This window comes from Akkermansia sp. KLE1798 (assembly GCF_001580195.1).
Lineage (GTDB): Bacteria > Verrucomicrobiota > Verrucomicrobiia > Verrucomicrobiales > Akkermansiaceae > Akkermansia > Akkermansia biwaensis.
On record NZ_KQ971081.1, the window covers coordinates 242,743 to 264,122 of the forward strand.

Below are 21,380 nucleotides of genomic sequence, written 5' to 3' on the forward strand. Positions count from 1 at the left end.
CTAAATGAGTGATAACTAAATATTATGGAGGAAAATGATTTAAATAGAATTGATAACACTTATGGTTCACAGGGAGACACTTCGTCCAAAAGAAATCCTAAAAAATTTTTCTATGGATCAACAGACCACTTCCTAATTGATGAAAAGGGAATTAAATACCTAGACTTCCAAATGTTCAATAGTGCTGCAAATTTTGGATATAGAAGTCCTATTCATATGAAAACTGTTCATGATCAAATAAAAAAATTACCCTGTCTCAGTTCTGAATTTTTGAGTGAGGAAAGAGTATTGCTATCTGAAAAAATCTGTCGTTCAATTGAGAAGAGTTTCAATCTACCCGGAAGAGTCCATTTCAGCGTAGGAGGTGCCCAAGCAATTGACACCTCTCTTATGGTTTTAGGTGCATATACAGGGAAAACAAGAGTGTTTGCTTTTGAAGGGAGTTATCATGGACGTACCATTGCAGCTACTCAAATAAGTGCGAGCTATAGATACCGTAGCAATTTCAGAGGAACTACAAACAGCATCTTCATACCATTTCCATATTGCTACAGATGCCCCTATAATAAAAAATATAATGACTGCAATTATTATTGTGTTGAACAAATTAGGCGCATGTTTTTATCGACATCTTTTGGTTTAACAGATTCTCAAGGGAGAACGGATATGGCCGCGTTTATTGCGGAACCTGTGTTGGGTAGAGGTGGCTATATTCCAGCACCCTCACTATATTTCAAAAAGTTAAAAGATATTCTAGAAGAATATCATATTTTATTCGTTGCTGATGAAATTCAAATGGGATTCTATAGGACAGGGACTATGTGGGCTTTCGAAAATTACGACATTGCTCCAGATCTCATTGTTTTTGGCAAGGCGCTTACGAATGGTTGCTACCCTCTATCAGGAGTATGGGCCAAAACTCCAATATTGGACCAAGAAAATTGGCCCTCAAGCTCTGCACAGGCAACTTATGGAGGATCTCCATTAGGTTGTGCCTTAGGCAACGCAACTTTCAATTTGTTGGAAAATCAGCCAATGAGATTCATTATTAAAGAAAAAAGTTCTAAAATTTACAAAATACTTCAGAATTTAAAAGAACAATATGACATCATAGGCAATATCAACAATCTGGGTTTTACATTCTCTTTAGATATTGAATACGAGGGTAAACCAGCACCTTCTCTGGCCAACTCAATAGTAGAAACGGCATTATTTCCTAAAAAACTGTCCCATGGTCTTATTATCACACAGGGGGGACTATATGATAATATGATCATGATGTCTCCCCCTATCTTTATCAAGGATGAAGAAATTAATTTATTCGGGCAACTCATTTTCAGTATCTTCGAACATGTCTATTCCGATTTAATGAAACGGTCGAAGTGAAAACACATGCCTGATAGCATCATGGATGCTCTGAGCCTCAATAATCTTCTTCAATATACTGTAGAATTGATTTCTATGATCAGATAACACGGTAAGAAAGAAATGGGCTATATTAGCCCATTCTAAATCTTCTATTTGCCTATATCCAATTTGCGGGTCAATACGAATCTTTAATTTTCCGATTTCATCATCGCTGAGCTCACAACCATGTGTTCTTAAATATTGCAATGTTTGAAGAGGGTATCTGTGATAACACTCGGCGAGCACTCTGATATACGCTCTTCGTATGAGAGGGTCATTGGATTTTGCAATAAGAGGCAAATAGGAAAAGCCTTCTTCAGGCCACAACATTATATGAGAGGACAATGCATGAATAATACGTAGCGCCTTGCTTATTTCTCCATTCTCCAAGAATTTCTTCAAGTACGAAAAATATAAGGAACCGTCTATCGGATGACAACTCTTCTGGTACCGGCAATAATTTAATGATTGTCTTCTTGCGGCAGGCTGAAGATAAATATAAGACGCTATCGGATTAAAGCCATCTTCAAAGATTTTGTCAAAATCGTCATTCATATTCCTCCATTGGCTCCTAATAAGTCCAGGTGCATACTCCAAAATCCGGGACCAGTGTTCAAGTACCCTTTCGAAATATGTATTAAAATCATGTGTATACAAAACTTCATTGACTACAAATAAGTAAAGAAGGGTAGCTAGCATAAAATCCACTTCTTCTGGAGAGGTATCTTTATTGAACGATTCAAATATTTTTTTCCAGAAATCTATTGTTTTTTCTAAATCATTCTTTGAAGATAAAATAAAGGCTAGTTTACAAAGATGAAATTCACAGTTATTACCTATTTTTGTTATATATTTTTTAAACCATTCATAATGATTTTCATTTAAAATATTACCATTTTCCAAATGTTCGAATAATGATATAAAATATTTTTTATTTTTTATATCACTATTAAAAAATGCTTGAATTTCTAATGACGATGCATTAAAAAATAATCGATTACAAAATTTCAAAATATAATCCGCAAACGATTTACAATCGTTTTCCGAATATGAATTTGCATAAAGAAATATGATGGGAGAAATTTCTTTAATCAATTTTTCATGTTCTGATTTATTCTGATTAAACGGTCCCAGTTTTTCAACAAAGCTAAAACACCGGATCATTTTTTTCCAGACAGGAAGACATGGATCGTTAAAATATCCGGCAAATGGTGCATCTAATAGTAGATTAACTTCTTTTTCCAATGAGCAGTAATAATCCAAAATGTAATCTGTTAAAAATATTTCCGCCTCCAGAGAAGAAAGATCCTCACGGTTATGGATGATTTTTTGAAATAGATGCATGCCATTTTCACGTGGAAGATGAACGATGATCAAATTAAGACTGCGAATTAGCTCTGTCTCTAATTCTTTGATTCTTTCCTCTTGCAACACATCTTCCAATAAATAATTTAATAATGGAGGATTATCAATAGATAATTCTATTAAAACTTCTTTAATGAACAGAAAAAGAGTATCCTTACTTATTAAGAAGTCATATTTATCTTGTGCAAAACAAGTATAAAGAGCATCTTCCAGAGTATTCACCTCATCTGGATTCAATAGGAAATACATTTTAGCAGCCGAAATCATCAAGGGTTCATCCTTATAATTGGCTATAAAATTCTGCAACCCTCGAAACGTAGAAATATCGGGAGCATCTCCAAATCCAAAAGATTTGGATAAAAAATATTCATGATACCTGTCATGCGAGAAACGCAATTTTCCCGCATCTGTTCTTGTCACAAAGCCCAGATCTATCAATTTTTGTTCTAATTCATCGGCTTTTGAAATACAGCAAAAATTTTTTAATGTAAAAGTTTTATTTTCACTAAAGCACTTGAGCGCTATGTTCGATAAGCTGCTTTTTATTAAATTTATATGAACAATGCTGCCACATGTAGCGAGCTTGTCCTCAATACTATATTCAAAGACATGTAAAAGAGATTGACGCATGTCCATCGTATCAATTTTGTTACAAATAGCATTGAAAAAGAACGGGTCTCGCAACTGTTCGTATCCCATTAATATGGCTGTTTTGTCCAAAACGTTTAAATTTGAATCGGACAACCTAGAAAGTGCTTCATTGAATTCTTCATGGGAATATGAAGTAATATTTATTACGGAATAAACTTTATCCACTCCTTCTCTGTTGAGAATCTTATTGAGAAAAAAATGATCTACATCTTGATAAACTTTGTGCCAGACTTCCTCTCGTATGGTAATAATAAGCCTTATAGGGCTGTTAGGTTTAAGTTGCAGTATAAGTCTTAATGTATTTCTGAAAAGATCGACACATTCTTTTATGGAAGAACAATATTCATTTAATCCATCGAGAAAGATGATTAGATGGTGGTTTGTTTCTACTAGCCAATTTTCAATGGAAAAAATAACAGAAGCTGCTTCACTTCCTATTCCTCCTAGACTTTCTGCTATATAAACATCAAGTTCTGGCTTATCCAGACTTTTAGCTTTTATAAAAAAGAAAAGATTACGATCGGAGTTTTTTTGCCAATTGCAAGTATTAATTCCAATAATTGATTTACCTACACCACTCTTACCCGTTATAATCAATAATGGACGATTCGATATTAAAAAATCATTTATATGAATTTCCGCTTTTTTTCTAGGTATAGGTTTCTTAAAAAATGCCAACGAAAGATGGTCATTATAAAATTGTTCTTTAAAATATTCTAATCTCCATTTAAAAAGTTTCTCAATAATCGTTGGAGAAAATCTCAAAAATGATGGTTTATTAAGTATGGACTTTGAGACATTTTCAATAAATGAATCAAAAGTTGACTGTACAAATCTAATTTTATGACCAAGTTTCAGAAATAAAGGAGATTTTTTATCTAATCTAATATTACAATCATATATATAATCCTTTTTTGCATTTTTTTCAATGATTTCAACAACTTTGTCATCAAAGCCACTATATCCCGCCATGATTAATGTATGAGATTTCAGTATTTCTTTAAACAAGATCAAGATGTCGTGGTCATAATTGCCCTTCTTTATTTCTTCTCTTGTAAGCACGATATGGCTTCGCGCTGAAAGATCTCCATGCAGTTTTATGTAGGGAACGAGAAAAGAATTGGAATGATGAAAATCATATGGCTTAGATATTCCAGGACTAAATATTTGAAATACTGGAAGTCCTAGAGATTCGGCTGCCCGTTCGAGCATGTTGTCAAAGTTTGTAGTGATGATGGCATTGATTATCCTTTTTTGAGCCATCAAAACTAAAATCTTATATGCATCGGACGGTTCGAGTTGTTTCAATCCTTGAAAGAGCTGATCAATAATATGAGCCCTGTTTTCAGGTTGAATTAGGTTTTCAAAATAGCTGTCGAATATTTCATCGATAGTCTGTTCTGGTGTATGAACAAAAATGGGACGATTCTTGGCGTATTGTTGGCAAAAGTTTCTTTTAAAAGTTGAAAAAGATATACCGCCGGAACTTATGTCTGCTCCGGCTCCTAAAAAAAGGGCTATTTTAGGACTTCCTAATGGATTTTTAAATTTTTCTAAGAATATGGAACTTAGCTCTTCAATAGTCATTTCCTCCATAATATTTAGTTATCACTCATTTAGGAGAAGATTCTTAACCTTCTCCTTGGATGAAAATTTTGGAGAATGACTTTTTGTTTGGCGGTGCTGACGTGGGTGTAGATTTGGGTGGTGGCGAGTGAGCTGTGGCCGAGAATGGTTTGGATGTATTTGATGTCTACCCCTTCTTCCAAGAGGAGGGTGGCGAAGGTATGGCGGAATGTATGGGGTGTTACGGGTTTGAGGATGCCGGATTTCAAGGCCAGTTTTTTGATCATGATTCTTACCGACTGGGAGGAGAGGTTATGGCCCCTCCGGTTGATGAAGAAGCATGTGTTTGGCCGCGATGAGGACAGGCAAAGGCGCTGGTATTCCCGCAGGGCTTCCAGAATGGCCTCCTGGCATATTTGGATGACACGCTCCTTGCCGCCTTTTCCATAGACTTTGATGAAGCCGTTAGCGAGGTTTACGGAGGAAAGGCGCAGGGCACATAGTTCCGATACCCGGATGCCGGTGCCGAATAAGAGTTCTACTACCGCAATGTTGCGGATGATTTCCTGATACTGGTATCCCGTTTTGCCGGAACAGGCGTTTTTTTCCCGGTAGAGTGTCGTCAGGATGGAAGTTACTTCCATGGAGTCCATCACGGGAGGGAGCAGGAAGGGGACCTTGATGTTGATTTTGAGTTTCCGCATGGGGTTGATGAAGTCGTCGTCTTCCATTTCAATGAAGTTCAGCATGGCTTTGAGCGTGGCCATTTTCCTTTTCATGGTTTTGGGCTGGAAGCAGGACAGCGATTTGACGTATTGCTTCAAGTCTTCCGCGGAGATGGAAGGCAGGGAGCAGACCGACCTTTGATTGATCATGAAGCCGGCGAATTGCCGCAAGTCGGTTGCGTAGGCTTTCAGGGTCTTTTCACTGAGGTTTTTTTCATATTGGGAATGGAACAGGAATCGTTCGATGGTTTTTTCCAATAGCGATGAGTGTGATGTATTTGGCATGACGGAACGGAATAGTGAGAGTGCCGCACGGGTGCAAGGTCCTTTTTGTGCCTGAATCAGGCAGGGAGGTTCGAGCCATCGGACAGGCGCAGTAAAAAAGCGGGAAATAAAGGGAAAAGGGTGGCCTGCAAAGTCGGGGAGGAGCGGTTTTCATGAATAGGACGAAAAAGAAAATGGCGGGCAGATTTTTACTTTTTCCCGCAAGCCGATTTTTCATGAAGCAAAGGAGGCATGAGGCCGTTGGTCCACGTCCTGCTGAGTTTATTTCCCCTGTTCTGCGTTTTCCGATGGAGAAAGGCTGCCTTCTTGTCCGGAAGAGAGTTGGGTAAATTAACTTCTTTAAACTGTTGTTGCCGTAAGGGAAGACGTTGCTTCCATCCGATTGCAGGAAAGGAAAAAGGAAGTTTCAGGGAGGGCTCCCCCCGGGCACCGCTGAGTAAGTTTGTGATTCTTTCCGGTCTGATTTTCTTTATCCCTGTTTTTTACGGGAAGACAGTGGCATGAAAGGATAGGGGAACTTCCGGAGAGGCCACATTAGGGGATATCGGAGAACTTTCCTTCCTATCCCCCTTGGATTGTGGGGATTGACCCAGCCGGAAATGTTGTTTTTCCGGACGGATGATGCCGGCAGGAGTTACCGGGTGATGAATACCCTGTGGAATTTTATTGGAGTGCGGACATTTTCGGCCTCCCCGTTTCTCAAAAAATGATTGCCGTGGCCGTGTGAAATGGGTAGCATACCAAAAATCGTTGTTCAATCCTGCATGACCTGTATGAGAAATTTTTCCGCACATTCCAGAGCTGCACATTTTCGTTTTTCCGCAGGGGGCAAAGGGTTTACCTTGGTGGAATTGATCGTCGTCATCACCATCATGGTTGCCATGATGGCTCTTGCCGCCAGCATGCTGAGAGGCGGCGGCCGGGCGCAGGGGCTCCAGTCCGCTGTTGAAATGGTGGACGGCATGGTGCAGGAGGCCCGGCTGGATGCCATGGGCAAGGGAACCTGGAGCCGCCTGATTATTGTCAGCACCCCCGACGACGCGAGCCGGAATATGCGCACCCTGGGCGTGATGTCCAAGAATACGCGCACCGGCAAGTGGCACCTTGTCAACCGCCTGCAGACGCTTCCCGCCGGATTTTATATCAGCCCCACCTACAGCACCCTGCTGGAAGGTTCGGGCAAGTCCAGGGCCAAAAGCACGTACAAGAGCTTTTCCAGCCGGGACGGACAGGATACCGTCAATCTGCCCGGCAACGGCCTGACCGATATTTATTTCATCGAGTTTGACGAGGAGGGCCGCATGTCCCAGCCGAATGCTCCCACCCGCCTGGTGGTGGTTTCCGGCTCTGCCGGGGACGGCAAGGAAGAACGCCCCTCCCCCATGACGGACGGCAAGCCGGGGCTGGCCGGCGGCATCGTGATTTATCCCAAGGGCAATATAAGCCGCCTGAGGACGGATGAGCAGGTGATTCCCCAATAATTTTACAGGATTTTATTACCATGTTGACCAATTGTATGAAACAGGTTCGTTCCAAAGGGTTTACCCTGACAGAGGTGGTGCTTGCCATCGGCGTGGTCGGGGTGCTGATCGTGGTGTTTATGGCCATGTTCATCCCGGCCAGGAGAACGGTCCAGGCCGCCCTGACCATTCGTGAGGCGGACCGCATCGTCCATGCCCTGACGGCGGAGCTTGGAGAGCTCCGCAATTCGGAACGGGCGGCGGGCAATGCAAAGAAGTCTTCCCCCGGCAGGTATGTTTCCGCCTTTGACAAGGCTTTTTACTGGATGCAGTTTACGGCAAAGCCCGCCACCACCATTCTGGTGTACAATTACCGGGCGGATTTGTCCAAGCCCGTGCGCAAGGACGGGACGCCCCAGCCCTGGCTGGAGGACGGCGGCAGCATTCCCGGCAAGAATTCCGCCGTGGTTACAGGCGTATGCCTGGCGAACAACAAGGACCGCTGGAATGATTTCAAGGCCCTGGTAGGGCCCGTGTTCGCGGTGCGCATGACCCAGCTGGTGGTGGAGCGCATGGATTCCAACGCCTACGGCTACAAGCTGGCTCCCAAGTACGCCGTGATTTCCAACCCCTACAACCGCGGCCGGATCATTACGGACCCGTCCCAGTACGTGTACACGGCGGAGAAGGGGGGCGGCGGCCTGAATCTGCCCTGGGGGGCGGAAGTGCTGTACCAGGCGGAGTTTTTCCAATTGCTGAATACGGACCCGGAACGTTTGCAGAATACAACGTGGGAGAATTTGAAGACGCCGGTGTTCACGCGCAATCTTGCTTTCCGCCGTTAACCGCATCATCAAGATACTGAAAGAATCATGAAGACATTTGCCAAAATCAAATCCGGCGCGTTTACTCTGATTGAACTGCTGGCGGCCATGACGATCACGACGATTCTTGTGCTTGTGATCGTGGCGCTGACGTCCCGCGGTGTGGATATCTGGAGATGGGTGCTTCAGGACGTGCGGACGACGACCCTCGCCCGTACGGCGATGGATACCATGACCAAGGATTTTGAGAGCATGCAGTTCCGCCCCGGAAACCCCTTTGAATGGATGCTCGTGCAGAGGGACAGCGATCTTGCCGGCCGTGGCGCCCGGACCGCCTCTTCCTCCCAGGGCAGGGGCCGCAGGCCTTCCGCCGCAGAGTCCCGCGTCAATATGATGACCATGGGGCCGGAAGGAGCCAAGATTACGAATGCCTCCCAGTTGATTTTCTTTACCACGCCCACGGACCGCAATCCGGCCAAGTCCAGCATGGACATGAGGAACGACCGCATCATCGGCGACGTGAATTGCGTGGGCTACAAGCTGCTTTACCGTGACCAGATTCTGGACCGGGACGCCACGTCCGAGTCGGACGGGTTCCCCGTATATGCCCTGTACCGCAATCTGGTGAGTGCGGAGGATACCGTGCGGGACCTTCTGGGCAAGGAGGACCTTTGGGCCGCCTATTCCCGCTTCCAGCAGGATGAAACCATTCCCGCCAATTTCCTGGTGGAGAATGTGGTGGAAATGACCCTCATTTTTGAGGTAGATTACCAGAAGAAGATCGGCAGTTCCGGCAGCAACAAGTCCGACAAGGATGCGACGCAGAGGGCGTCCGTCCTGATTCCCGTCATGACGACAGGCGCCAACCGCCTGGGGTCCTGCTCCCAGATGGACGTGTACGGCAACCGGCTGGACGTGATCGGCAGCGGCATGAATATTGACGATTTAAAGTCGGGCCGCGTCACCGGAGTGACTATTTCCATGACGGTGGTGACGGATGAAGGCATGGCCCTGGTGGACCAGATACGCAAGGGGCGTCCCGCTCCCTCTCCGGAGGAGTTTTTCGAACGTTATACCAGATCCTTCACCCAGCGCGTTTCCCTTCCCCTGAGCCATTAGGCCCAAGTCCGGAACAGCCGGCGGCCGCCTGTTTTCACGGTGCCCCGCCTTTTCCGGAGCGGCATTCCCTACCTTATTGTTAACCCTGTTTCCGATCTATGCCGGGATTTGCAGATGTTGTAGGCAATTTGCCTCCGTTGCCGGAGATGATTCTTTGGCGCGATCCCGTGGCCAGAAGCGCAGCGGAAGCCATGGCCGTGGATGAGGCCCTGCTGGAGTGGGGGGAATCCGCCGTTCTGCGGATATACCGGTGGGGGGAGCCTGCCGTGACGTTCGGCTATTTTGACGAGGAGGACACGGCCAGGAGGATTTTCCCCGGAGAGGAGTTGCATTTTGTCCGCCGCTGGACGGGCGGCGGCATTGTGGATCACCGGCAGGATATTCCCTTTACCCTGGCCATGCACCGTAGAGACGGGCAGGGGCGCCCTTCAAGCGCCACCTTGTACCGGTGGATTCACGGGGCGCTGGCCCGCGTGCTGAAGGATTGCGGCGTGGAGTGCGTGATGCTGGCCGGGGACGCGCCCGATGGAGGCCGCGCCTGTTTTTCCAGCCCCGTGACCAGTGACTTGGTATTGCCTTCCGGGGAAAAACTGGCGGGCGGGGGCCAGAGGCGCGTGCGCGACGGCGTCCTCCACCAGGGCAGCATCCAGAATTGCCGCCTGCCTGACGGCTGGGACGTGATGCTTGCCTCCCGCCTGGCGGATACGCATATGCTGCGTACGGATTCCTCCCTTTTCCCCGGCATGGCCGCCCGTGTGGCGGAACTGCTTTCATCCAAGTATTCCACTGAAGAGTGGAGAAACGGCGTTCGTCACGGCCGTTCCGCTCATTCCTGATTAATCCCATTGAATTGAAAGACCATGAGTTATTTGCCTGATCCGGAACGTTATGCCGGTACCGATTACCGCCGCTGCGGGCGATCGGGATTGCTGCTGCCCCCCGTGTCGCTGGGGCTGTGGCACAATTTCGGTGCGGAGTCCGATTACGAGAACGCGCGCCGTCTTGTTCACGGCGCTTTTGATTCCGGCATTACCTATTTTGACCTGGCAAATAATTACGGGCCGCCCCCCGGTTCCGCGGAAGAGTGCTTCGGGCGCATTTTCATGCAGGATTTGTGCCGTTACCGCGACGAATTGGTGATTGCGACCAAGGCGGGGCATTTGATGTGGGAGGGGCCGTACGGGGACTGGGGCTCCCGCAAGCACATGCTTGCCAGCCTGAATCAGTCCCTTTCCCGGATGAAGCTGGATTATGTGGATATTTTTTACGCGCACCGATATGATCCGGAAACTCCGCTGGAAGAGACGGCGGGGGCTCTCGTCACGGCGGTCCAGTCCGGAAAGGCCCTGTATGCCGGCATTTCCAAATTCCCGGCGGAACAGACCAGGCAGATCTGCGCCATGCTCCAGGAAGCCCGCGTGCCATGCCTGGTGCACCAGCTCCGGTACAATATGTTCAACCGGGAGCCGGAGGCGGGAGTTTTCTCCGCCATCCGGGAGGAAGGGCTCGGCTGTGTGGCATTTTCCCCTCTGGCGCAGGGAATGCTGACGGATCGTTATCTGGAGGGCATTCCCGCAGATTCCCGCGCGGCGGGGGCTTCCGTCTTCCTGACGGAAGAACGCGTGCTGCAGCATAGGGACAGAATCCGCCGCCTAGCAGCCCTGGCGCGGGATCGCGGCCAGAGCCTGGCGCAGATGGCCCTGGCCTGGGTATTGAGGGATCCGGTCGTGACCACCGCCCTTATCGGGGCCAGCCGCCCCGCCCAGATCAGGGATTGCCTGGGTGCGTTGAAGAATACGCGGTTTTCTCCGGAGGAACTGGCCGCCATTGACAGCACGGCTGATTGACGTACGGGGCTTTTCCTCCCGCGGTTTTGGGCTTTGCCTGCCGGGAAAGGGATAAACAGAATGCCTCAGTGGAGCGGAATGTTCCCGGAAAGCGGCTGGCAGGAATACCCTCCCTGCCCGGCGCGTGATGGATTTGCCGCATCGTGGACGACGGCGGAGGGTGGTCCACGCCCGGTTGCGCGTCCTGGGAGCAGAAGCGGCGGAAGCTTGGAAAAACAGTTTTCACGGAGGCAGGCCATGCTTTGGATTAATCCTCGCAGAACTTGCTTCTTCCTTGTTCCCTTCCGGTTTCGCATCCGTCCTGGTCTTTCCGCAGGAAGGTGAATTTTCCGTCCCGGACAGCGGTTTTTTCTTGGAGTAAAGCCGGGGGAGTGCTATTTTCCTACCACTTTAATTTAAAGTGTACTGACAATGATAACCATCCAGGATTTATTTTGGCTCATCCCATCGGCTTCCGTGCTGGCCCTCGTTTTCGCGGGCGTGTTTTTTTACCGCATGAAGGCCCAGGATGAGGGGAACGAGGTCATGAGAATGATCGCCAAGCATGTTCGCAGCGGTGCGATGGCCTACCTACGGCAGCAATACAAGATTGTTGCCATTTTTTTCGTGCTGATCACGGTCGTTTTCGCCTTTCTGGCCTACTGCCTGCACATTCAGAATCCCTGGGTGCCTTTCGCGTTTATTTCCGGCGGCTTTTTCTCCGGCCTTGCCGGGTATATCGGCATGAAGACGGCCACGTACGCTTCCGGCCGCGTGGCGAACGCCTGCCGCCATTCCCTGGACGCCGGCCTCCAGATTGCCTTCCGTTCCGGCGCCGTTCTCGGCCTGACCGTGGTGGGCCTCGCCATGCTGGACATCGGCGCCTGGTACTGGATTCTGGACTGGTTTTATGAGGACATGGAGCTTTCCACCCGCCTGGTGGTGATCACCACGACGATGCTGACCTTCGGCATGGGCGCCTCCCTCCAGGCCCTGTTCGCCCGCGTGGGCGGCGGTATTTTCACGAAGGCCGCGGACGTAGGCGCGGACCTGGTGGGCAAGGTGGAAGCGGGCATTCCTGAAGACGATCCCCGCAACCCCGCCACCATCGCGGATAACGTGGGCGACAACGTGGGCGACGTGGCCGGCATGGGCGCGGACCTTTACGAGTCCTACTGCGGTTCCATCCTGGCTTCCGCCGCCCTGGGCGCGGCGGCCTACATAGCCGTGCCGGACATGGCGATCAAGGCCGTTCTCACCCCCATGCTGATTGCCGCCCTCGGCACCATCCTTTCACTCCTGGGCGTGTATGCGGTGCGCGTGAAGCGCGGCGCTTCCCAAACGGAACTGATGGCCGCCCTGAACCGCGGCATCAACCTCAGCTCCTTCCTGATCGCCATTGCCTCCGCCTTCCTGCTCCAGCTCATCGGGCTGGACAACTGGGCCGGCATCTGGGGCGCGATCGTGACCGGCCTGGCGGTGGGCATCATCATCGGAAAGAGTACGGAGCATTACCCCTCCCATGATTCCTACCCCTGCCGCAAGATCGCCCACAGCGCGAAGACCGGCCCCGCCACCGTCATTATTTCCGGCATCGGCATCGGCATGATTTCCACCTGCATTCCCGTGATTACGATCGTGGTGGGCACCGTCCTGGCCTACGGCATGGCCTCCGGGGACTGGCATTTTACCGGGGCCGAGATGAGCAAGGGCCTGTACGGCATCGGCATCGCCGCCGTGGGGATGCTTTCCACGTTGGGCCTGACGCTGGCGACGGACGCCTACGGTCCCATTTCCGATAACGCCGGGGGCAATGCGGAGATGAGCAAGCTGGACCCGGAAGTACGCCGCCGCACGGACGCCCTGGACGCCCTGGGCAACACGACGGCCGCCACGGGCAAGGGCTTTGCCATCGGCTCCGCCGCCTTGACCGCCCTGGCCTTGCTGGCTTCCTATATTGAGGAATTGAAGATTTCCATCCTGCACTGGAGCGAGGCCACCGGAAATACCATGTACAAGATCAATGACGCCGTGAGCGTAGAGGTGTCCAAGATCACCACCTGCACCCTGTCCGAGTTCATGGGCTATTTCCAGGTGACCCTGATGAATCCGAAGGTGCTCATGGGCCTGTTCGTGGGCGCCATGATGTCCTTCCTGTTCTGCGGCCTGACCATGAACGCCGTGGGCCGTGCCGCTGAAAAGATGGTGAAGGAAGTGCGCCGCCAGTTCAAGGAAATCAAGGGCATTCTGACCGGGGAGGCGGAACCGGATTACGTGCGCTGCGTGGAGATTTCCACGGCGGGCGCCCAGCATGAGATGATTTGGCCGTCCGTGCTGGCGGTGATTACTCCCATTTGCATGGGGCTGGTGTTCGGTGTTCCCGGCGTGTTCGGCCTGCTGGCCGGCGGGCTGGCCTCCGGCTTCGTTCTGGCCGTGTTCATGGCGAATTCCGGCGGTGCGTGGGACAACGCCAAGAAGTACATTGAGCAGGGCCATGTGGGCGGCAAGGGCTCGGAAAGCCACAAGGCCGCCGTCATCGGCGACACGGTGGGCGACCCCTTCAAGGATACGTCCGGCCCCTCCCTGAATATCCTGATCAAGCTGATGAGCATGGTGGCCATTGTCACCGCCGGCGTCAATATCGCCGTGACCCTGTTCTAAACCGGGTGCTTGCTGCATCATGATAACGGGAGTGCCGGGTAACCGTCGGCGCTCCCGTTTTTTATATAGGGAAAGTATCTGCCGTTCAGGGAAGAACGCTGTTTTTTTCTTCTTGATTCGGTTTTCCTGCGGTGTACAAGGGGAGTCATGAGAACTACCCTGCTTTTATTGCTGACGGCCTGCCTTGCTTCCGCCTCTCCGGGAGAAGAAACGCTGAAATCCCTCCTTCAGGAACGGGAACAAATCCTGGTCAGGATGGATGACTTGATGAAGGAGCGCTACAAGTCCGGATTGTGCCATTGGACGGAGACTGTTTCCGCCAGATTGCAGCTTCTGGAGTTCCGCCGCGACCATGCCGCTTCCCTCAAGGAGTGAATAGCCTTCCAAAAGGAAATTGTGGCTCTCCGTGAAGAGAAATACCGTGTGTTTCAGAAGTCACTGGAGGCGGATCCTTCCCTCCGGCTGGAAGCATACCGCTCACAGGAGGCAGAGCTTGCCGCCAAATGCCGCCTTCTGGAAATGGAAAGCCGTGCGGGGGGAGAGAAACAGTAGCCGGTGCATCCGGGGCGGAAACAGGCGTCCGGAGACTGTGAATATTACGGCGGCCGGTTCTTCCGTTTTTTGACGTTCCTTTTTCCGCACCCTGTGGAGAGGGCTCTTTTTCGCCGGCTGGCAGGAAGGGCTGTCTGGATTTTTTTCTGCCATTGACGAAAAGTTTTTTTGACAAGGGCGGGGGAGAGGAGTAATAAACGCGCAGATGCCATTCAGCACAGTACAGCCCTTTTTTAGCAATACCCGTTATTACGGCAACGGGTATTGGTGGCGTGTACCCATGTCCGGACGGGGGAATCCCGATGTGCAGTAGTGGCGTTCAGCTATGATAATTTTCTAGAACTGCTTTGATTCCTCCGAGAGTCAAAGCAGTTTTTTTTATTTTCAACTTACACAATGATCCATCCATGCAACCACCATCCATCATCACCCTCCAACAACACAGCCGGCGCCTGAGCGCCGACCTGGAGACGCCCATCAGCCTGTTCCTGAGCCTCACCCGGGACCAAACCCCCGGTCTTCTGCTGGAAAGCGCGGAGGTGGACGGCAAGTGGGGCCGCTACAGTGTCATCGCCTGCGATTACCTGATGACCGTTTCCTGTGTGGACGCCCGACTTTCCCTGACCGTCAGCGACGAGCGGCTGGCCTCCTTGAAGGAGCTGGACGGCATGCCTTATCTGGACGGGCTGCGCGCCCTGATGCAGCGGCTGGAACTGGTGGGCGACGACAAGCGGCAGGCCCCCATCACACGGGCTTTGTATGGCTACTTCGGGTATGAAACGGCCGCCCTTTTCCAGCCCAAGCTGGCGCAGACCATTCCGCCCTCTTCCGCGGAGTCCTGCCTGGTGCTGGCCGGCACCGTGATCGTGTTTGACCACCTGTACAACCGCCTTACCCAGATCAGCCTGGGCGAACACCGCGACCTTGCCCACGCACCCCTGCACGAGACGGAAGAGCCCTCCATCGGGGAGGTCACGCGCACGCCGGACCAGGCGGACTACATGAAGGGCGTGGAGCATATCAAGGAGCTGCTGCACGACGGGGAGGCCATCCAGGTAGTGCTTTCCTCCCAGGCCTCCGCGGAGTTCCACGGGGACGCCTTCACGCTGTACCGCCGCATGCGCAGCATCAACCCTTCCCCGTACATGTTTTTCATGAGCCTGCCGGGCGTCACCCTGTTCGGTTCCTCCCCGGAGCTGATGGTGCGCTGCACGGACGGCAAGCTCCAGCTTTCCCCCATTGCCGGAACGCGCAAGCGCGGCAGGGACGACGAGGAAGACGCCGCCCTGGCCGCCGACCTGCTCAAGGACCCCAAGGAGTGTTCCGAACACGTGATGCTGGTGGACCTGGGCCGCAACGACCTGGGCCGCGTCGCCAAACCCGGCTCCGTGAAGCTGGAAAGGCTGATGGAGATTGAACGTTTTTCCCACGTGATGCACATGACTTCCCGCGTGACCGCCCAGGTGAACGACGGACTGGACGCCATCGACATTCTCGGCGCGGCCTTCCCCGCCGGAACGGTGAGCGGCGCACCCAAGGTGCGCGCCATGGAAATCCTGGCGGAGGAGGAACCCTTGCCGCGCGGCCCGTATGCCGGGTGCATCGGCTGGCTGGGGCTGGACAAGAATGGTGTGCATATGGATTCCGGCATCACCATCCGCAGCATGTGGGTGAAGAATGGCCGCATCCACTGGCAGGCGGGCGCCGGCATCGTGTATGATTCCGATCCGGCCGCCGAATGGCAGGAGTGCATGAATAAAGGCAGGATTATTGACGTGATTTTGAAAGGAGAAGACCATGTTTCTGTTCATTGATAATTACGATTCCTTTTCGTGGAATCTGGTGCAGGCGTTTTATTCCCTGGGCCGCAAGCCCGTGGTGTACGCGAACGACGATCCGCGCATTCTGGACCTGGCAGCCAGCCCGGAACTGGAAGCCGTGTGCATTTCCCCCGGCCCCAGCCATCCGCGCAACGCAGGGCTGTGCCTGGAGTTCCTGAAGCGCCTTCCCGCCGCCGTTCCCGTGCTGGGCGTATGCCTGGGCCACCAGCTTCTGGGTTATTTTGCCGGGGCGGAGGTTTCCCGCGCTCCGTACGTGATGCACGGCAAGAGTTCGGACATCATCCACGACGGCACCGGGTTGTTCACAGGACTTCCCAATCCCATGACCGTGGGCCGCTACCATTCCCTGGTGGTCCAGTCCAAGGAGGACGAACCGAATCCCCGGTTCACCGTCACTTCCCGCGGTCCGGAAGGGGAGGTTATGGCGCTGCGCTACAACGACCGCCCGTGGGTGGGCATCCAGTTCCATCCGGAATCCATCCTGACGCCGGACGGTCTCCAGCTTCTGGGCAATTTCCCGGACAATGTCGTTCCCGCCGGCCAGAAGGAGAAGCGGATCAACCGCATTCTGGATACGCTGGCCGCCGGGCAGGACCTGACGGCGGACATGGCCGCCGCCGGTTTTGCGGATATCATGGACGGGCGCATGACGCCGGCCCAGGCGGGCTGCTTCCTGATGGGCCTGCGCATGAAGGGGGAAACCCCGCTGGAAATGGCCCACGCCGTGGGCATTGCCCTGGGCCGCGCCAACCGCGTGGAAGGGCTGGAAGGCGACTGCATCGACGTAGTCGGCACGGGCGGCGACGGCCGCAGCTCCTTCAATTGCTCCACCGCCACGTCCCTGACGCTGGCGGGCATGGGCTACAAGGTGGTGAAGCACGGCAACCGCGCGGTGTCCTCCTCCTGCGGGTCCGCGGATGCGCTGGAAGGGCTGGGTTTCCCGCTGGACGTGGCTCCGGAGGATGTGCAGCATCTGCTGGACGAACGGAATTTCGCCTTCCTGTTCGCGCCGAATTTTCATCCCGCTTTCCGCAACGTGGGGCCCATCCGCAGGGAGCTGGGCATCCGCACCCTGTTCAACCTGCTGGGCCCCCTGATCAATCCGGCACGCCCCACCCACATTCTGCTGGGCGTGGCCCGTCCGGAACTGGTGGAACTGCTGGCGGAAACCCTCAGCCAGTCCCATATCCGCAGGGCGGCCGTGGTGTACGGCGCCGGAGGGTATGACGAGGTGACGCCACTGGGGCCCACCAAGATGATGATCGTGCACAACGGGAAGCTGACGCCCATGACGCTGGACCCCGCCGATTACGGAATCCAGCCCTGTGATCCCGGGGAGCTGGCCGTCCATTCCAAGGCGGAGGCGGTGGCCGTGCTGAAGGATATTCTGGCGGGCAGGGGCCCCCGCGCCATGATGGACATGGTGATTCTGAATGTGGGCGTAGCCATGTTCCTGCTGGAGGACCACATGGACCTGGCCGTCTGCATGGCGAAGGCCCGTGAGGCCGTGTGCGCCGGCGTAGGAAGGAGAACACTCCATGTTGCTTGACCGGTTCAGGGAGGCCAAGGCGGAGGAAATCGCCCTGCTCACGGACCTGGCGTCCCGCCGGGAACTGCCGCGCCCCTGGAAGGGGCGCAGGCCGGATTTCCTGAAAGCGATTGCGGAGACGCCCGCCGGGCAGCCCGTGGCCGTGATTGCGGAATTCAAGCAGGCGTCTCCGTCGCGCGGCGTCATTGCCCAGGGATTGAAGCCGGAAGATGTGGCGGAACAGTATGCCGCCGCCGGGGCCTCCTGCATTTCCGTGCTGACGGAGGAACAGTTTTTCGGCGGCCGCATCGGGTATCTGGAACGCATGCACCGCACCGGGGTTCCCATGCTCCGCAAGGATTTCATTTTCCACCAGCTTCAGGTGATGGAGACGGCTTCCACCCCGGCTTCCGCCCTGCTGCTCATCGTGCGCCTGACGCCGGACGCACGGGAACTACGTGTTTTGCGGGAACAGGCGGAAGCCTACGGCATGCAGGCCGTTGTGGAGATTTTTGACGAGGGGGACCTGGCGCTTGCCCGGGAATCCGGAGCACGCATCATCCAGGTGAACGCCCGTGACCTGGATACGCTGGAAACGGACAGGCAGGCCTGCCTGGACCTGGGGAAGCTCCGCCGGGACGGGGAAGTGTGGATAGCCGCCAGCGCCATGAGCGCCGGGGAGCATCTCAGGGAAGCCGCGGAAGCGGGCTTCCAGGCCGTACTGATGGGCACAGCCCTGATGGACGGCGGAAAGCCGGGTGAAAAACTGGCTGCAATTTTAGAAGAAACAAGATGAAGAAACATTCATTCGCAATCAAGGTGTGCGGGATTACCCGCCAGAGTGACCTGTCAACCGCCATGGGGATGGGGGCCCACTTCTGCGGGTTCGTATTCCACCCCAAAAGCCCGCGCTATATCGCGCCGGAACGCGCCGCGGCGCTGGATTCCGCGCTGATCCGCCGCGTGGGCGTGTTCGTGAACCAGGATGCGGAGCAGATCATGGACATCATGAAGACGGCCCGGCTGGAATTCGCCCAGCTCCACGGCACCCAGTCCCTGGACTGCGCGCGCCGGATCGGCGCGGGAAAAGTCATCCGCGTTCTGTGGCCGGACAGTTACGATTCCCTGGACGCCCTGCAACGGGAAATGGACCTCTGGGCGGACAGCTGCTCCTGGTTCCTGCTGGATGCCGGCAGGCAGGGCGGCGGCCACGGAACCGCGCTGGACTGGAAGGCGCTGGCTTCCCTGAAATCCCCGCGTCCCTGGTTCCTGGCCGGCGGTCTTTCCTCCGCCTCCCTGAACAGGGCGCTGGAACAGTGCACCCCGAACGGCATTGACCTGAATTCCGGCGTGGAGGCCATTCCCGGCCAGAAAAGCCCGCAAAAGCTGCTGGCGGCGCTCAAGCCCCTTATTTCCTACACACCTTACCACATCGCATGAATAACAAAGAAGGATACTTCGGCAATTTCGGCGGCCGTTTCGTTCCGGAGGCATTGCGCCCCCCCCTGATGGAACTGGAACAGGCCATGGATACCATCATGCAGTCCCCGGCGTACCGGGATGCGTTGCAGGACCTGCTGGTTAATTACGCGGGCAGGGAAACGCCCCTGACGTTCTGCCCCCACCTCTCGGAGAAACTGGGCTTCCGCCTGTGGCTGAAGCGTGAGGACCTGCTGCATACGGGCGCACACAAGATCAACAACGCCCTGGGCCAGGCCCTCCTTGCCCGGATGATGGGGAAGACGCGCCTCATCGCGGAGACCGGGGCGGGCCAGCACGGCGTGGCTACGGCCACGGCGGCGGCGCGCCTGAAGATGGCTTGCACCGTTTTCATGGGTGCGGAGGATGTGGAGCGCCAGTCCATGAACGTGATGCGCATGAAATTGCTGGGTGCGGAAGTCGTTCCCGTGGACAGCGGTTCCCGCACGCTGAAGGACGCCATCAACGCGGCCCTGCGCTACTGGATTTCCCATCAGGCGGACACTCTGTACTGTTTCGGTACGGCGGCGGGGCCCCATCCGTTCCCCACGCTGGTCAGGCAGCTTCAGTCCGTCATCGGCCGGGAGGCGCGCGCCCAGATGCTGGAGCGTGCCGGAAGGCTACCGGACGTGGTGGTGGCGTGCGTGGGCGGCGGCTCCAACGCCATCGGCATGCTCCACCCCTTTGTGGAGGATGAGGATGTGCGCCTCGTAGGCGTGGAGGCCGGCGGCACGGGCGAGCCCGGCTGCTACAATTCCGCCCCCATCAATCTGGGGAGCCCCGGCGTGCTGCACGGCCATGTGACCATGCTTTTGCAGGACGGGGACGGCCAGATACAGCCTTCCCATTCCATTTCCGCCGGCCTGGATTATCCCGGCGTGGGGCCGGAGCATTCCCATCTGGCGGAAATCGGCCGCGTGCATTACGGCGTCATTTGCGACGCTTCCGCCCTGAATGCCTTCCAGGCGCTCACGCGGGAGGAAGGCATCATTCCGGCGCTGGAATCCTCCCATGCCGTGGCGTGGGTGCTGGACCACGCGGAAGAGCTTCCCAAAGGGGGGGACGTGCTGGTCAACCTTTCCGGCCGCGGGGACAAGGACCTGGGAATCGTTAAAAAATATCTGAACATTTAATTGCCGCCTTTTCATGAATACTACGCAGAAATCACCGTTGCAGGAAGCCGTTGAACAGGCCCATGCCAGGGGGCGCCGCGCCGTCATTCCATTCATCACCGCCGGTTTTCCGGACATGGATTCCTTCTGGACGCATCTGGCGCGCATTGACGCGGCCGGGGCGGACATCATCGAGATAGGCGTTCCGTTTTCCGACCCGGTGGCGGACGGCCCCGTTATTGAAGACGCCTCCCGGGACGCGCTGGCCCGCGGGGTCAGCCTGAAATGGATTCTGGACGGCCTGAAAGCCCGCAAGGGCCAGTTTTCCGCCAGGCTGGCATTGATGGGCTACGTGAATCCCTTTTATCAATACGGCCTGGAAAATCTGGCACGGGACGCGGCGGAAGCGGGCGTTCACGGCTTCATCGTGCCGGACATGCCGCTGGAGGAATCCGGCATGTTCAGGAAGGCCTTTGCTCCTTACGGCCTGACGCTTGTGACGCTGGTGGCTCCCAACACCTCCGTGGAGCGCATGAAGGAATACAAGCCATGCACGGAGGGGTTTGTTTACGTGGTGTCCGTACTAGGCACTACGGGAGGGAAGACGGAGCTGGCGCAAAGCGTGGCGGAGACCATGCGCCGCGCCCGTTCCGTGTTTGACGTCCCGCTGGCGCTGGGTTTCGGCCTCCAGACGCCGGACCAGTTGGAGGCCCTCCCGGAAGACGCCCGTCCGGACGCCGCCGTGCTGGGAAGCGCCCTGCTGAAGCACATTGCCGCAGGGGGGGACGCGGGAGAATTCCTGAAGCCGTGGACGAGATAAGACGCTGACACTCCTGTTTTTTGACAGGTTTCCTTTCCGGGGCCTTGTGTGGGGGAAAACCGCACAAGGCCCCGTTTTTCTGGCACAGAGGAGGAAGTGGAGAGTCGGGTAAAAAAAGTTTGTCATACTTAGACAAAAGTCCGTCTATGATTAACGTGA

At 53.9% G+C, this 21,380-nt stretch carries 16 protein-coding genes; 14 read left to right on the forward strand and 2 right to left on the reverse strand.

Going from position 1 to position 21,380, the window contains the following annotated elements:
• Window positions 1-24: 24 nt before the first annotated feature.
• Window positions 25-1,386, forward strand: a complete 1,362-nt coding sequence (locus HMPREF3039_RS13300; protein WP_067571453.1) for an aspartate aminotransferase family protein — start codon at window positions 25-27, stop codon at window positions 1,384-1,386.
• Here the strand turns inward: HMPREF3039_RS13300 and HMPREF3039_RS05920 are convergent.
• Both HMPREF3039_RS05920 and HMPREF3039_RS05925 read right to left on the reverse strand, forming a co-directional pair.
• Entirely contained in the window at window positions 1,366-5,010 is a 3,645-nt protein-coding gene (locus tag HMPREF3039_RS05920; protein ID WP_067571450.1) for an SIR2 family protein, read from the reverse strand. The genes HMPREF3039_RS13300 and HMPREF3039_RS05920 overlap by 21 nt on opposite strands.
• A 29-nt stretch (window positions 5,011-5,039) precedes the next feature.
• The gene (locus tag HMPREF3039_RS05925; RefSeq protein WP_067571455.1) at window positions 5,040-5,999 is read right to left on the reverse strand and encodes a tyrosine-type recombinase/integrase; all 960 of its coding nucleotides are present in this window, start codon (window positions 5,997-5,999) and stop codon (window positions 5,040-5,042) included.
• A 773-nt stretch (window positions 6,000-6,772) separates the two neighbouring features.
• Here HMPREF3039_RS05925 and HMPREF3039_RS05930 point away from each other — a divergent pair.
• The 13 genes from HMPREF3039_RS05930 (at window position 6,773) to trpA (ending at window position 21,221) form a co-directional block, all read left to right on the forward strand.
• On the forward strand, window positions 6,773-7,480 hold the full coding sequence (locus HMPREF3039_RS05930; RefSeq protein WP_215841561.1) for a prepilin-type N-terminal cleavage/methylation domain-containing protein: 708 nt from the start codon (window positions 6,773-6,775) through the stop codon (window positions 7,478-7,480).
• A 20-nt stretch (window positions 7,481-7,500) separates the two neighbouring features.
• A complete protein-coding gene (locus HMPREF3039_RS05935) occupies window positions 7,501-8,304 on the forward strand; it encodes a prepilin-type N-terminal cleavage/methylation domain-containing protein (protein ID WP_147549579.1) in 804 nt (267 codons plus the stop codon).
• Between the two features lie 27 nt (window positions 8,305-8,331).
• On the forward strand, window positions 8,332-9,402 hold the full coding sequence (locus tag HMPREF3039_RS05940; RefSeq protein WP_067571461.1) for a PulJ/GspJ family protein: 1,071 nt from the start codon (window positions 8,332-8,334) through the stop codon (window positions 9,400-9,402).
• A 146-nt stretch (window positions 9,403-9,548) separates the two neighbouring features.
• Window positions 9,549-10,238: a lipoyl protein ligase domain-containing protein gene (locus tag HMPREF3039_RS05945; RefSeq protein WP_067981932.1), complete on the forward strand. Its 690-nt coding sequence runs from the start codon at window positions 9,549-9,551 to the stop codon at window positions 10,236-10,238.
• Window positions 10,239-10,262: 24 nt separating this feature from the next.
• A complete protein-coding gene (locus HMPREF3039_RS05950; protein ID WP_067571466.1) occupies window positions 10,263-11,249 on the forward strand; it encodes an aldo/keto reductase in 987 nt (328 codons plus the stop codon).
• Between the two features lie 411 nt (window positions 11,250-11,660).
• Entirely contained in the window at window positions 11,661-13,889 is a 2,229-nt protein-coding gene (locus HMPREF3039_RS05955; protein WP_197457891.1) for a sodium-translocating pyrophosphatase, read from the forward strand.
• A 147-nt stretch (window positions 13,890-14,036) separates the two neighbouring features.
• Window positions 14,037-14,264: a hypothetical protein gene (locus tag HMPREF3039_RS05960; RefSeq protein ID WP_067571468.1), complete on the forward strand. Its 228-nt coding sequence runs from the start codon at window positions 14,037-14,039 to the stop codon at window positions 14,262-14,264.
• Window positions 14,265-14,848: 584 nt separating this feature from the next.
• A complete protein-coding gene (locus HMPREF3039_RS05970; RefSeq protein WP_067571471.1) occupies window positions 14,849-16,255 on the forward strand; it encodes an anthranilate synthase component I family protein in 1,407 nt (468 codons plus the stop codon).
• A complete protein-coding gene (trpD, locus tag HMPREF3039_RS05975; RefSeq protein WP_067571473.1) occupies window positions 16,239-17,831 on the forward strand; it encodes an anthranilate phosphoribosyltransferase in 1,593 nt (530 codons plus the stop codon). The genes HMPREF3039_RS05970 and trpD overlap by 17 nt, the downstream gene beginning before the upstream one ends.
• Window positions 17,821-18,606: an indole-3-glycerol phosphate synthase TrpC gene (locus HMPREF3039_RS05980; RefSeq protein ID WP_067571475.1), complete on the forward strand. Its 786-nt coding sequence runs from the start codon at window positions 17,821-17,823 to the stop codon at window positions 18,604-18,606. The genes trpD and HMPREF3039_RS05980 overlap by 11 nt, the downstream gene beginning before the upstream one ends.
• Window positions 18,603-19,250, forward strand: coding sequence for a phosphoribosylanthranilate isomerase (locus HMPREF3039_RS05985; RefSeq protein WP_067571478.1), 648 nt, complete (start codon window positions 18,603-18,605; stop codon window positions 19,248-19,250). Before HMPREF3039_RS05980 ends, HMPREF3039_RS05985 begins: the two co-directional genes overlap by 4 nt.
• Complete coding sequence (gene trpB, locus HMPREF3039_RS05990) at window positions 19,247-20,422, forward strand: tryptophan synthase subunit beta (RefSeq protein WP_067571480.1); 1,176 nt, start codon at window positions 19,247-19,249, stop codon at window positions 20,420-20,422. Before HMPREF3039_RS05985 ends, trpB begins: the two co-directional genes overlap by 4 nt.
• A 13-nt stretch (window positions 20,423-20,435) precedes the next feature.
• Window positions 20,436-21,221, forward strand: coding sequence for a tryptophan synthase subunit alpha (gene trpA, locus HMPREF3039_RS05995; protein WP_067571482.1), 786 nt, complete (start codon window positions 20,436-20,438; stop codon window positions 21,219-21,221).
• Window positions 21,222-21,380: the final 159 nt, after the last annotated feature.

Bases quoted from the DNA above. Each gene is read 5' to 3' on its own strand.
- HMPREF3039_RS13300 (WP_067571453.1), top strand. From the start codon at position 25: ATGGAGGAAAATGATTTAAATAGAATTGATAACACTTATGGTTCACAG.
- HMPREF3039_RS05920 (WP_067571450.1), bottom strand. From the start codon at position 5,010: ATGACTATTGAAGAGCTAAGTTCCATATTCTTAGAAAAATTTAAAAAT.
- HMPREF3039_RS05925 (WP_067571455.1), bottom strand. From the start codon at position 5,999: ATGCCAAATACATCACACTCATCGCTATTGGAAAAAACCATCGAACGA.
- HMPREF3039_RS05930 (WP_215841561.1), top strand. From the start codon at position 6,773: ATGAGAAATTTTTCCGCACATTCCAGAGCTGCACATTTTCGTTTTTCC.
- HMPREF3039_RS05935 (WP_147549579.1), top strand. From the start codon at position 7,501: ATGTTGACCAATTGTATGAAACAGGTTCGTTCCAAAGGGTTTACCCTG.
- HMPREF3039_RS05940 (WP_067571461.1), top strand. From the start codon at position 8,332: ATGAAGACATTTGCCAAAATCAAATCCGGCGCGTTTACTCTGATTGAA.
- HMPREF3039_RS05945 (WP_067981932.1), top strand. From the start codon at position 9,549: ATGATTCTTTGGCGCGATCCCGTGGCCAGAAGCGCAGCGGAAGCCATG.
- HMPREF3039_RS05950 (WP_067571466.1), top strand. From the start codon at position 10,263: ATGAGTTATTTGCCTGATCCGGAACGTTATGCCGGTACCGATTACCGC.
- HMPREF3039_RS05955 (WP_197457891.1), top strand. From the start codon at position 11,661: ATGATAACCATCCAGGATTTATTTTGGCTCATCCCATCGGCTTCCGTG.
- HMPREF3039_RS05960 (WP_067571468.1), top strand. From the start codon at position 14,037: ATGAGAACTACCCTGCTTTTATTGCTGACGGCCTGCCTTGCTTCCGCC.
- HMPREF3039_RS05970 (WP_067571471.1), top strand. From the start codon at position 14,849: ATGCAACCACCATCCATCATCACCCTCCAACAACACAGCCGGCGCCTG.
- trpD (WP_067571473.1), top strand. From the start codon at position 16,239: ATGTTTCTGTTCATTGATAATTACGATTCCTTTTCGTGGAATCTGGTG.
- HMPREF3039_RS05980 (WP_067571475.1), top strand. From the start codon at position 17,821: ATGTTGCTTGACCGGTTCAGGGAGGCCAAGGCGGAGGAAATCGCCCTG.
- HMPREF3039_RS05985 (WP_067571478.1), top strand. From the start codon at position 18,603: ATGAAGAAACATTCATTCGCAATCAAGGTGTGCGGGATTACCCGCCAG.
- trpB (WP_067571480.1), top strand. From the start codon at position 19,247: ATGAATAACAAAGAAGGATACTTCGGCAATTTCGGCGGCCGTTTCGTT.
- trpA (WP_067571482.1), top strand. From the start codon at position 20,436: ATGAATACTACGCAGAAATCACCGTTGCAGGAAGCCGTTGAACAGGCC.